The 11,658-nt window shown below is 53.9% G+C and carries 11 protein-coding genes, 1 pseudogene and 1 riboswitch; of the genes and pseudogenes, 10 read left to right on the plus strand and 2 right to left on the minus strand.

Annotated features, from left to right (window positions below; translation table 11 throughout):
* A partial coding sequence (locus C1A08_RS08645; RefSeq protein WP_145996550.1) for a hypothetical protein occupies positions 1–191 on the minus strand: 191 nt, incomplete at its 3' end.
* A 491-nt stretch (positions 192–682) separates the two neighbouring features.
* Here C1A08_RS08645 and C1A08_RS08650 point away from each other — a divergent pair.
* From C1A08_RS08650 to C1A08_RS08660, 3 genes are all read left to right on the plus strand, one after another.
* Positions 683–922, plus strand: coding sequence for a helix-turn-helix domain-containing protein (locus C1A08_RS08650; RefSeq protein ID WP_101572754.1), 240 nt, complete (start codon positions 683–685; stop codon positions 920–922).
* Between the two features lie 393 nt (positions 923–1,315).
* On the plus strand, positions 1,316–2,776 hold the full coding sequence (locus C1A08_RS08655) for an amino acid permease (protein ID WP_101572756.1): 1,461 nt from the start codon (positions 1,316–1,318) through the stop codon (positions 2,774–2,776).
* Positions 2,777–3,067: 291 nt separating this feature from the next.
* On the plus strand, positions 3,068–3,832 hold the full coding sequence (locus C1A08_RS08660) for a hypothetical protein (RefSeq protein WP_101572757.1): 765 nt from the start codon (positions 3,068–3,070) through the stop codon (positions 3,830–3,832).
* A 595-nt stretch (positions 3,833–4,427) separates the two neighbouring features.
* Here C1A08_RS08660 and C1A08_RS13115 read toward each other — a convergent pair.
* Complete coding sequence (locus tag C1A08_RS13115) at positions 4,428–4,634, minus strand: hypothetical protein (RefSeq protein ID WP_180951554.1); 207 nt, start codon at positions 4,632–4,634, stop codon at positions 4,428–4,430.
* Between the two features lie 26 nt (positions 4,635–4,660).
* On the opposite strand from C1A08_RS13115, the gene C1A08_RS08665 reads away from it, so the two are divergent.
* The 7 genes and pseudogenes from C1A08_RS08665 to C1A08_RS08695 all read left to right on the plus strand — a co-directional run.
* Positions 4,661–5,680 (plus strand): O-antigen ligase family protein, encoded by a 1,020-nt coding sequence (locus C1A08_RS08665; RefSeq protein WP_306345980.1) that lies wholly within the window; start codon positions 4,661–4,663, stop codon positions 5,678–5,680.
* 581 nt (positions 5,681–6,261) lie between these two features.
* A riboswitch (cobalamin riboswitch) is annotated at positions 6,262–6,469 on the plus strand.
* Positions 6,470–6,569: 100 nt separating this feature from the next.
* Positions 6,570–6,803 carry a cysteine-rich CWC family protein gene (locus C1A08_RS08670; RefSeq protein ID WP_153498267.1) on the plus strand — a complete coding sequence of 78 codons (234 nt, stop codon included), beginning with the start codon at positions 6,570–6,572 and terminating at the stop codon, positions 6,801–6,803.
* Entirely contained in the window at positions 6,800–8,338 is a 1,539-nt protein-coding gene (accC, locus tag C1A08_RS08675) for an acetyl-CoA carboxylase biotin carboxylase subunit (protein ID WP_101572761.1), read from the plus strand. The genes C1A08_RS08670 and accC overlap by 4 nt, the downstream gene beginning before the upstream one ends.
* Before the next feature lie 10 nt (positions 8,339–8,348).
* The gene (locus tag C1A08_RS08680) at positions 8,349–8,876 is read left to right on the plus strand and encodes an acetyl-CoA carboxylase biotin carboxyl carrier protein subunit (protein WP_101572762.1); all 528 of its coding nucleotides are present in this window, start codon (positions 8,349–8,351) and stop codon (positions 8,874–8,876) included.
* Positions 8,869–10,401, plus strand: coding sequence for an acyl-CoA carboxylase subunit beta (locus tag C1A08_RS08685; RefSeq protein ID WP_101572764.1), 1,533 nt, complete (start codon positions 8,869–8,871; stop codon positions 10,399–10,401). Before C1A08_RS08680 ends, C1A08_RS08685 begins: the two co-directional genes overlap by 8 nt.
* Positions 10,402–10,415: 14 nt before the next feature.
* Positions 10,416–11,162: a carbonic anhydrase family protein gene (locus C1A08_RS08690; protein ID WP_101572766.1), complete on the plus strand. Its 747-nt coding sequence runs from the start codon at positions 10,416–10,418 to the stop codon at positions 11,160–11,162.
* 112 nt (positions 11,163–11,274) lie between these two features.
* Positions 11,275–11,658 (plus strand): annotated as a pseudogene (locus C1A08_RS08695) (YncE family protein); the annotation flags it as partial.

The following is an 11,658-nucleotide window of genomic DNA, read 5'->3' on the forward strand; positions in this document are numbered from 1 at the left end:
TACGCCGGGAAAGCGTAGTGAATCCGCGCGGCCAGTTCGGGACAGATTCCCGTCGCGGGGTCTTTCGCGGCTTCGATCATGTGCGGCCGTTCCAGACCGATGCGGCGGGCCAGCTCGTTCACGCACAGCGTTTCGTTTTTGAGTATCGTGGCGATGCGATCCCACGAAGGGGATTGAATGATTTTTTTCATCAGGCGATGCGATAATTGAAATGACGGAATGGGTGAATTATCTGCGCCCGAGGATATTTACGGCAAAACCGGATAGATTCGCAAAGTCCGGTAACGGCATAAAAAGAGGGCGCAGGGACTTATATTCTCTAACTGTAGGTCTTAGGAAACCTTAAATCGGAAAATTGCCCTACGCCCAAGTTAGCCTTGACACAAACGGTCAAGGCGTAACATGGACTGGCAACTTTTATACCCGATTTAAACAACCTCATTACAGAGGCTTCCTAAGTTTACAGTTAGGCATAAAGAGTTGTTTACCCTTTATAATTTGCAGTAAAACTGCAAATTTATCGTCTATGTCGTATTACAATGTTTCCACAAAGATAACATAACTTTTTTATTTGATGTTGGTTAAAATGATTCCTTATTGAAAACAAAGATACAATATATTTTCCAACAATTACAGTACTGTCGTTATTAAAACACTCATTTTCTCCGGTTCTTTGTTAAATATGGGACGGGAAAGATATGATTACGAATTGTTGAAATGGACCGCCGATAGGCTAAAAGCACTACGGGAAGAGCGAGGTTTGTCCCAAGAAACAGTTTATTTTCATACCAATATTAATATCGGCAGAATAGAAATCGGCAAATCCAATATTTCATTGACATCATTGTCTATTTTGTGTAAATACTTCGGCATCTCCATTGAAGATTTTTTCAAAGGAATTTCGACAGAACAAGCAGGATAACCGCAAAGTAATAGATAGATACATACGCATATGTCGCGTATCGAAACAAGAAAAGTCAATTTTACAATTAGAACTTTATATAAAATTTCTATTGCACTCAATGTAAAATTAAAAGATATTATCGACATTGACGAATAATGATTTTATAAACACATTTTCAGCAACTTACCAGACACTACAATCGGGAAAAGCATAAAAGAAGGCGCATTTGCAGCTTCTAACAGTGAGGTATTGGGATACCCTGAATCGAAAGCTGTCCTGCGCCCTTGCCGGCCCCGACGCGCCGAATTGCCGACGACCGGGCCGGCAAGCAGACGCAATGCGGCGAAACGCTCCCCTTTTGGCACGAAAACTGAAAGATTCGAAAAACGTATTTTCGAATTTCCCGACACGATGGCTAAAAGCAAAAACATTACGACCATGCAACTCGCGCTGATGACGGCCGCCGCCGTAATCAGCCTGCGGGGACTGCCGATGATGGCGCAGGAAGAACTTACGATGTTCTTCTACATTTTTTTCGCTACGTTCCTGTTCCTTATCCCCGCCGCGCTGGTCGGGGCCGAGCTGGGCAGCGCCTTCGCCTCCCGGGGCGGCGGCGTCTATTCGTGGGTCAAAGAGGCTTTCAATCCGCACATGGGGTTCACGGCGATCTTCCTCCAATGGATTCAGAACGTGGTATGGTATCCCACCGTGCTGGGATTCGCCGCGGCGTCGATCGCCTACATGATCGGGATGCCCGCCCTCGCGCAGAACGGCGTTTTCGTCGGACTGTTTTCGATCGTCATGTATTGGGCGGCCACGTGGGTGACCCTGAGGGGCACGGCGACCGCTTCCGGCCTGACGAGCAAGGGATTCCTGATCGGGACGGTGCTTCCGGGCGTGGTGATCGTGGCGATGGCGCTGGCGTGGATCGCCGGCGGTAATGAAATCGCGTTCGAACACATCCCGGCGAGCGTTTCGCAGGTCGTAAGCGCCGACGCGATGCAGCACGCGCACCCCCGCCTTTTCCCGCACATCACGGGCATGAGCGACATCGCGTTCCTGGCGGGTATCCTGCTGCTTTTCGCCGGCGTCGAAGTGCACGCGGTGCACGCTCCCGAACTCAAAGAGCCGCAGAAACAGTTTCCGAAAGCCATGTTCCTGGCCGCGCTGATCTCCTTCGGGCTTTTCACGCTCGGCTCGCTGGCCGTAGCCGTCATTACGCCGTACGACCAGATCAACCTCCAATCGGGACTGTTCACGACGTTCGACATCGTATTCAAGCACTACCGCGTCGGCTGGCTCACGAACGTCATGAGCCTGCTGATCGCTTTCGGCGTCCTGGCGGGCGTGATGTCGTGGATATCGGGCCCCAGCCGGGGCCTGCTCTGGACGGCCAAAGAGGGCCAATTGCCCGAATTTATGAAAAAGACCAACAAGAACGGCGTCCAGGTCAACATCCTGGTGATCCAAGGCTGTATCGTCTCGGTGCTCTCGTCGCTGTACATCGTGATGAAAGACGTAAGCGTCGCCTTTTTCCTACTGAGCGCCCTCACCATCGGGCTCTACCTGATTATGTACATGATGATGTACGCCGCAGGCATCCGCCTGCGCTATACGCAGCCCGACCTGCCCCGCAGCTACCGCGTGCCGGGAGGCAACGCCGGGATGTGGTGCATCGGCGGCGGCGGATTCCTCGCCGTGCTGTTCGCATTCACCGTAACGTTCTTCCCGCCGTCTCAGTTGCCGGTAGGCAGCCCGGCGCTCTATACGGGGCTGGTCGTCGCGGGCACGGTCGTATTCCTGGCCATCCCGATCGTCATCAGCGTCGCAATGGGCCGCCGGGCGCGGAAAAACCGGCAGCCGTCGAAATAAAAAATTCCGGAAACGCTTCCCGGACAGTCGTTCCCCCTTCCGACGCATCGCTGCCGGAAGGGGGAACCGTCATTCCGGACAAGCCGGAAAGGTGCGGACAGGCCGCGCCGCAAACGGCGGTTTCGCTCCCCTGGCTTACCCGCTCCTCGCTTCCCCGCGTCATGGACGATCCGAATTTACAGCACCAAGGACGCCCCGCCCCGTTTATAAAAAACGAAACGATCTTGCTTTTCATTAAAATGATTTTTATATTTAGAATGGATTCATTTTAATAACCTGAAAACAAGTTCAATGAACAAAATTATCTACGCAACGGTTTTATCGTGTTTTATCGCGTCATTCGGTTTTTCGCAACAAAGTACGAAGTATCGGAAAATAATCGAGAACAACAGCCGGGACGACTGTACACAGACCGACGACGAAAATACGATTCCGCACGGATCTTATAATTTCGACAGTAAAACGGACATCGAGATGCTTTTTTTCGGAGACATCAATGCCAGGATCGAATATTTTCTGTCTCCTTCATTCGAAAGTCCGGACGGATTGCGAATTTTAAAGGATTCAACAAACAATGCGTATTTGCTGGAGGTAAAACGTATCGCGAACTGGAAAGAAGTAGAAAATCGACTGTCTGAAAAATATCCTTCGATAGGCATTCCGGGCGAGATATATTTCTCAACACCGGAAAACATACGAAAGTTAACCCGAGAGCATAACAACGCCATGTATCGCAAAAGAGAGAAAGAAAGGCTGAAACTCTATGCGGTCGAAACACAAACGTTTCCGATAAGTCATCGATTCGCAGAAGCGTTGTATGCCGGGTTCGTTACGTCGATAGAAGGCTTTGCTATGAAAGGAAGACCGGCAATGACAGGCGACGGTTACAGTGTGACTTTCCGCTGCGTCGTCGATGACGATGTTTGGACATTGACTATCCAAAATCCTCGGGTGGAAAACATACTCGAACTGTCCGATCTGTGCAAACGAATCATCGAAGACGCGGAAGCGGGCCGATTCGACGAATCGAAGTATATCGGATCGTTAGAGAATTAATGCGCTTGTCAAAAACCCGGACGAGCGGAGCGGTCGCCGAATCGCTCCGCTTGCTTTACACTTAAATTAATATCTAACCGGCAATCCGGATGAACGGCCACGGCATTTCAGAATACCCGGCGAAGACGCGAAAATACGGAGTCTTCACCCTGTCCTTTATCATCGTGATCGGGATGGGATTTTGCTACGTCGATCTGTTTACGGATGCCGGGTGGAAATCGAAATGGTACTGGCTTTATACCGCCGTATCCGTCTGCGGCCTATCGTTCTTTCTTACCGGAGCGGGGCGCCCGGAAACCGGGAAAACGTTCCGGATCGGGCTGCCGGACTGCCTGCTGGCGGCGCTCGTGCTGTACTGCCTGTCCAGGGCCGCCGCCGGGCAATTCGCGGAAGCTTTCCTGATGCGGTGCACCGCGTTCCTGCCGATCTACTGTCTGGCCGGCCGCGTAGTCCGGAACCGGTCGTTCGAACCGCTGTCGGCAGCGGTTGCGGCATCCGCACTGCTCCTGGCCCTGTACGGCATCGCGCAGTACGCAGGGCTGCTGCCGGCCGGAAAAACGTTCCGGGTAGTCGGAAATTTCGATAACCCGGCGGGTTACGCCTCGATGCTGGCGCTGAGCGTCCCTTTCATCCTGTATTTCGCCTTATCCGGCCGACGCCGGATGCGGTATGCGGTCGGCGTCGTCTGTGCAATCGTCGTCGGGGCGATCGTCTTGTCCGGTTCCCGCACCGGAATACTGGCCGTCGCAGCGACCGGTCTTCTGTACGCCGTAAGGCGGCGCAGCGACTTCCTTAGACGCACGACGGACGGCCTGGAAGAAAATCGTACTGGCAGCAACGGCCGTTTCCGTCGCGGCCGGATTGTATTTCATAAAAAAAGAGTCGGCCGACGGACGGCTGCTCATCGGCCGATGCACCTGGGAGATGATCCGCGAAAAACCGCTGACCGGACACGGATACCGGTGTTTCGAAGCCGGGTACATGCTCCGGCAGGCGCGTTATTTCGAACGGAATCCCGAAAGCGGATTCGCTCCGCTGGCCGACAACGTAAAACACCCGTTCAACGAGTTTCTGCTGTTGACCGCAGAATTCGGAGCCGTCGCCCTGCTGCTGACGGCGCTGTGGATCGCAAGCCTGATCCGGGCTTATCGGAAAAACCCGAACGACGAATCGCACACGCTCGCGACGGCACTGTCGGCCGCGGCGGCGCTTTGCTGTTTTTCATACCCGCTCTCGTATCCGTTCACCGGGTCGATCGTCGCACTCGCGGCAGGCGGCCTGACGGCCCAGTCGCGCCGAAGTTGCGAACGGTTCCGCGCGCGGCGGGCTTCCGGAATCCTCGCCGCGCTGTCGTCCGCCGCGCTGCTGGGATTTGCAGCGAAAGAAATGTATTACGAAAACCGATGGCACCGCGTGCAGAAAACCGCATCGTCCGATCGCCCGCCGCTGCCGGAATACGAGCGACTGTACCCGTTTTTGGATAAAAACGCTTATTTCCTCTACAATTACGCAGCGGAATTGAATGATGCGGGCGAAGCGGACAAAAGCCTCGAAGCGGCGACGGCCTGCGAAAAAATGCTGAACGACTACGACGTGCAGATGTTGAAAGCCGATGCCCACAAAAAGCGGCGCGATTTCCGCCGGGCGGAAGCCTGTTACCTGCTGGCGTCGCGAATGTGCCCCGGACGATTCATGCCGCTGTACGAACTGGTGAACGTATACGACAGCACGAACCGGCCGGACAGGGCGCAGGCTCTGGCGGCGGAGATCGCAGACAAACCCGTGAAAATACCGTCGGGACTCGTCTCCGCAATAAAAATAAAAATGCGGGAACGAGTCGGCGACTAATGCTAATTGCTGTTTCCTTCTTGTAGCCCCGCGCGCGCAGTCTCGAATGGCTCCGGAGTAGGCCGGAATGACAACAACATCAGAATCGGAGATACCGACGAGCTGTTCTACAGGAAAGACAAGAATGGATGGATTTCGCTGGGCAGGCAAAAGGCCCGGGATATCAAACTGACTTTCCACGACATACCGAACAAGGCCCTCTTTCTCTTACTGTATCTCAGCCCGGACAAGGAAATCGAATATTTACGGTCGACCGGGACGAGAAACAGATCTGGTAGTAATTCCGGAAAACGACCGCCCGGCAAACCGGATACGATCCGCAGGGAAAAAGCATTTTACGTTTCACGCGCGGATTCGTGCCGGCCGGAATCGATGAAAAATGCCGAAAGGCTCTCTCTCAGGAAATGTAAGTTATAATCAGGACGGCTCTCTCGCCCAAACCGGAAAATCGTTCTTTCATCGTCTTTACCCAGCGACATCCGTAGTTGACTGCAACACACAAACAACTAAATACAAAATATTTACAAAATAAAAAGAACGAAATTACAACGAAACAGTTGGAAGTAATGAAATAAATGTTTTAACTTTGACGGCGAATCGGTTCGCCTTTTTGCACTCAGAGAAAGGCGATAAAAGGGAACCGGGTGCGAATCCCGGACAGTCCCGCTGCTGTGAAACTCCGAACAACGTCCTGAAACGATCTGAATGGCCACTGGCGGCAAACGATAACGTCGGGAAGGCATCAGGACGGGAGTCAGTCAGAAGACCTGCCGGTTCAGGTGATGTTTTACCGTCCCGAGGGTTGGATGTTAAAACGTGGAAAGTTTAATCATTTTTTTTAATCCGGATCGTTCTGCTGAATGCAGACCGTTTGCGGTGTGTGATAACGATGGAAAAAGTTTGTCCTCGTTGCGGAACACGTTTTGCATGTTCCCTCGATGCTGTTATGGATTGCCTCTGCGCGGGCGTGGCTCTGGATGACGCCCAGCGTCGGTTCATAGCGGATAATTACGACGATTGCCTATGCAACGACTGCCTTCGCATACTCAGGGAGACCTTCTACTCGACAGGGATCAATCCCCGGTATGCTCCTATTGTAAAACCTAAATCATATAGCGAATGATCGAAAAAATCGTTATAGCCAACCGAGGAGAAATCGCCGTCAGAATCATCCGTTCCTGTCGCGAAATGGGAATCCGTTCGGTAGCTCTTTTCTCCGAAGCCGACCGCATGTCGAAACACGTCATGCTGGCCGACGAAGCGTATCCCATCGGCCCGGCTCCGTCGAAAGAAAGTTACCTCGACGTCGATAAAATCATCGAAACAGCTCTGAAATGCGGTGCGGACGCCGTCCATCCGGGATACGGTTTCCTATCGGAAAACGCCGGATTCGCACGAAAATGCGAAGTGGCGGGAATCACGTTCATCGGCCCGCGTGCGGAGACGATCGAACGGATGGGCGACAAGATCTCGGCCCGCCGGTCGATGACGGAAGCCGGCGTGCCCGTGGTGCCCGGCATCCAGCGCCAACTCGAATCGGCCACTGAAGCGGAACGGATCTGCCGAGAAATCGGCTTGCCGGTCATTCTGAAAGCGGCTTCCGGCGGCGGCGGCAAGGGTATGCGCCTGATCCGGTCGGAAAGCGAAATCGGCGAGGCGTACGCCGCCGCTAAATCGGAAGCTCTGTCGTCGTTCGGGGACGAAACAGTCTACATCGAAAAATACATCGAGGAACCGCACCACATCGAATTCCAGATACTGGGGGACGCGCACGGGAATATCGTCCATCTGTACGACCGGGAGTGTTCGGTACAGCGCCGCCACCAGAAAATCGTGGAAGAGAGTCCGTCGCCGTTCCTGACCGACGAACTGCGACAGGAAATGGGAAAGACCGCGGCGGCGGCGGCCCGGGCAGTCGGTTACGTCGGGGCGGGAACGATCGAATTTCTCGTGGACAAAAACCGCAACTTCTATTTCCTCGAAATGAACACCCGACTCCAGGTCGAACATCCCGTAACTGAAGAAGTGCTGGGCCTCGACCTGGTCAAAGAACAAATCTACATCGCCTCGGGCCGCCCGCTGCACCTGCGACAAACGGACATCGTCCAGCGGGGGCACTCCATCGAGTGCAGGATTTGCGCCGAGGATGCGGACAACGGCTTCATGCCTTCGCCGGGACTCGTCAAACAGGTTACCGAACCCAACGGGCTCGGAATCCGCATCGACAGTTACATTTACGAGGGTTACGAAATTCCTGTCTACTACGATCCGATGATCTCCAAACTGATCGTCCGGGCGACTACGCGCGAATACGCCGTCCAGCGTATGCGCGCGGCACTGGACGAATACAAAGTTACAGGCATCAAAACCAACATCTCTTACCTGAACGCCATCATGCATACGCCCGACTTCGTCCGGGGCGGCTACGACACGGCGTTTCTCGAAAAAAACGAAAAGATCATACACCGCTACTTACGGGAACCTTTCCCGGCCGGAGCGGATGACAGACTGGTCGAAGACCTGGTGCTGATCGCCGCACAGATCGACTATTTGGTCATGCAACAGGAAGGCGGAGGAAGTTCACCCGCGGCGACGGACACCGGCACGCTGAACCGTTGGCGCGAATTCGGCAAACGCAAAGGCGTAATGGGAATTTAAAACGAAACGTATGGAAATACATATCGGAGAACGGGTCGCCGAAGTGCAACTCGTCGAAAAAGAAGGGAATCAGGTACGCATCGCTGTAGACGGGCAGATGTACGACGTCGATATCGTGATTGCCGACAACGGGGTTTGTTCCGTCATCTTCAATGGACAGTCGTACAACATGGAGATCGTCCGTTCCGACAACGGCAAGCGATACAAAGTGAACCGGGGATTCAATTCGTACGATGTCGGGATCGTCGACGCCCAGGAGAAATATCTCCGTTCGCGCCGCAAAGACGACGGGCGCCAGGACGATACGATCACGGCGGCAATGCCAGGCAAGATCGTAAAAATAAACGTCGCCGCGGGCGACCGGGTAACCGACGGAGATACCCTGATCGTATTCGAAGCGATGAAAATGCAAAGCAACCTGAAGGTAGTCGGCGATTGCACCGTCCGCGAAGTGCTGGTCTGCGAAGGTGATCCGGTCGCTACGGGCCAACCGCTGATAAAACTCGATATTTTAACCAACGACCAAAACAATGAATAACGATAAGATCCTAAAAGATTTCCTCGCGAAAGACAAAGCCGCTGAACTCGGCGGCGGAACCCGAAAAATCGAAAAACAACATCAGGCCGGCCGAATGACCGCCCGCGAACGCATTGAGACGCTGCTCGACAAGGGCACCTTCGTGGAATTCGATAAATTCGTCACGCACCGCTGCACGAACTACCACATGCAGCAGGAGAAAATTCCGGGCGACGGGATCGTCTCCGGATACGGCAAGGTCGACGGGCGTCCGGTGTACGTCTACGCCTACGACTTCACGGTCTTCGGTGGATCGCTGAGCCTCACCAACGCCGGCAAGATCGTAAAAGTGCAGACGATGGCCCTCAAGAACGGGGCACCGATCATCGCGCTGAACGATTCCGGGGGCGCGCGCATTCAGGAGGGCGTCGACAGCCTGACCGGTTATGCCAACATTTTTTTCCAGAATACGATTGCATCGGGCGTCATCCCTCAGATCTCAGCGATCCTGGGCCCTTGCGCCGGAGGCGCATGTTACTCGCCGGCGCTGACCGACTTTATTTTCATGGTGAACGAAAAAAGCCACATGTTCGTCACGGGCCCCGACGTAGTGAAAGCCGTCACCCATGAAGAAGTTTCCAAGGAAGAACTCGGGGGCGCTTACACACACAACAGCAAAAGCGGCGTAGCGCACTTCCTGGGTAACTCAGAAGAAGAAGTGCTGATGGGCATCCGCGAGTTACTGAGTTTCCTGCCGTCCAATAACCTCGAAGACGCGCCGGCACGACCGACCGTGGACGATGTCCGCCGGGAAGACGAACGCCTGACGGATCTGATCCCTTCCGACCCCAACGTACCTTACGACGTGAAAGAACTGATCGAATCGGTGGCCGACGACAACTATTTCTACGAAATCATGCCGCATTTCGCCAAGAACGTGGTGATCGGCTTCGTCCGCATGGGCGGGCGTACGGCGGGAATCGTAGCCAACCAGCCGGCATTTCTGGCCGGGGTGCTCGATATCGACGCATCGGACAAGGCGGCCCGGTTCATCCGTTTTTGCGACTGTTTCAACATCCCGATCATCACGCTGGAAGACGTCCCCGGGTTCCTTCCCGGCTGTACGCAGGAACACAACGGCATCATCCGCCACGGAGCGAAAATCGTTTACGCCTACGTCGAAGCCACCGTGCCGAAAATCACGCTCATTCTTCGCAAAGCTTATGGCGGAGCCTACATCGTCATGTCGAGCAAACAGACCGGTTCGGACGTGAACCTCGCCTACCCGATGGCCGAAATTGCCGTCATGGGTGCGCAGGGAGCGATCAACATTCTCTACCGCAACGCGGACGACGACCGGAAAGCGAAAGAGCTCGAAGAATATGCCGCGAATTTCGCCAATCCGTATCAGGCTGCCGAGAAAGGATATATAGACGAAATCATCCTTCCCCGCCAGACCCGTTTCAAACTGATCCAGGCCCTGGAAATGACCCAGAGCAAACTGAGAACCAATCCGCATAAAAAGCACGGCAACATGCCATTGTAGTTGCCAAAAGCCGAATGAACGGGAAAACAGACCACCCCGACAGAATACTTTCGGAAACACGTAACGGAGACTCCTGTCCGTTCGAAGACCGGAGTGAACCCGCGCACGGACATGTTTCGTCCCCCGCGGACCGCGACAACGAGGCCCTGGCTTCGGAAGAACAGGCGAAGCTGACGCCCGGTACAGTCGTCGAAATTTTAAAGCAGGGCAACAGGGATTTTGCCGGTGGAGCCCTAACGGTACGGAACAATACGAAAAGGATACGGGAAGCCGCCTTGTGGCAATATCCCAAAGCGGTTATCCTTTCCTGTATCGATTCCCGGATTCCGGTGGAAGACGTATTCCATCGCGGTATCGGAGAGCTGTTCGTGGTGCGGATTGCCGGCAATTATGTCAATGCGGATGTGTTGGGCTGCCTCGAATTCGCCTGCAAGGTATCGGGCGCGAAATTGATCGTCGTATTGGGTCACGAACACTGTGGCGCCATAAAATCGGTCATCGACCATGTCCAGCTCGGTCATGTCACCGCCATGTTGTCGAACCTGCAACCCGCCGTAGCCCGCGCCAACGAAACATTCCGGGGAGAAAAAAATGCATCCAATCCGGAGTATGTAAAAGAAGTGTGTATTCGCAATATACAACATGCGGTTCGAGGAATCCGCTCGGGAAGCGATATTCTGAAAAAAATGGAAGACAAAGGAGAAATCGGAATCGTCGGCGCCATCTACCACATGAAAACGGGAGCCGTTACTTTTTTATGAGATGTTGCGCCCGCGTGTTTATCGAACGTTTATCGCAGGAGCCTGTCGTCAACACATGCCGTACAGGCAACCCCGTCCGGGATTATCCGTTCCCTTTCCGTATCCGTAAAAAACGGACCGCGTTACCGACGTCCTCGACCTGCTGCCGAACAGCAACATGACCCTGTGCGGCGATTCGCTCTACGTTTACAGCACCGAATGGAGCTGGATCACCAACAAAAACACGATCACCTACGCCATCGTCGATACGAAAACCAAGCGGGTCGTTTCGCGCAATTTCATCCGGGACGGAACGGACAAAACGATTCAGATCCCTTACGGCGTAGCCGTCAATCTCGACACGCGGGAGATATTCGTAACCGATGCGAAAGATTACGTGACGCCCGGCACGCCGAATTGTTTCGATCCGGACGGAAAAAAGAAATGGTCCGTCACGACCGACGATATCCCCGCGCACATCGCATTCACCTACCAAAAATTACGGCCGCTCGAATAA

The organism is Alistipes sp. cv1, from assembly GCF_900240235.1.
GTDB classification, from domain to species: domain Bacteria; phylum Bacteroidota; class Bacteroidia; order Bacteroidales; family Rikenellaceae; genus Alistipes_A; species Alistipes_A hominis.

Coding starts and splice junctions, on each gene's coding strand:
- C1A08_RS08650 (WP_101572754.1), top strand. CDS start 683: ATGGGACGGGAAAGATATGATTACGAATTGTTGAAATGGACCGCCGAT.
- C1A08_RS08655 (WP_101572756.1), top strand. CDS start 1,316: ATGGCTAAAAGCAAAAACATTACGACCATGCAACTCGCGCTGATGACG.
- C1A08_RS08660 (WP_101572757.1), top strand. CDS start 3,068: ATGAACAAAATTATCTACGCAACGGTTTTATCGTGTTTTATCGCGTCA.
- C1A08_RS08670 (WP_153498267.1), top strand. CDS start 6,570: ATGGAAAAAGTTTGTCCTCGTTGCGGAACACGTTTTGCATGTTCCCTC.
- accC (WP_101572761.1), top strand. CDS start 6,800: ATGATCGAAAAAATCGTTATAGCCAACCGAGGAGAAATCGCCGTCAGA.
- C1A08_RS08680 (WP_101572762.1), top strand. CDS start 8,349: ATGGAAATACATATCGGAGAACGGGTCGCCGAAGTGCAACTCGTCGAA.
- C1A08_RS08685 (WP_101572764.1), top strand. CDS start 8,869: ATGAATAACGATAAGATCCTAAAAGATTTCCTCGCGAAAGACAAAGCC.
- C1A08_RS08690 (WP_101572766.1), top strand. CDS start 10,416: ATGAACGGGAAAACAGACCACCCCGACAGAATACTTTCGGAAACACGT.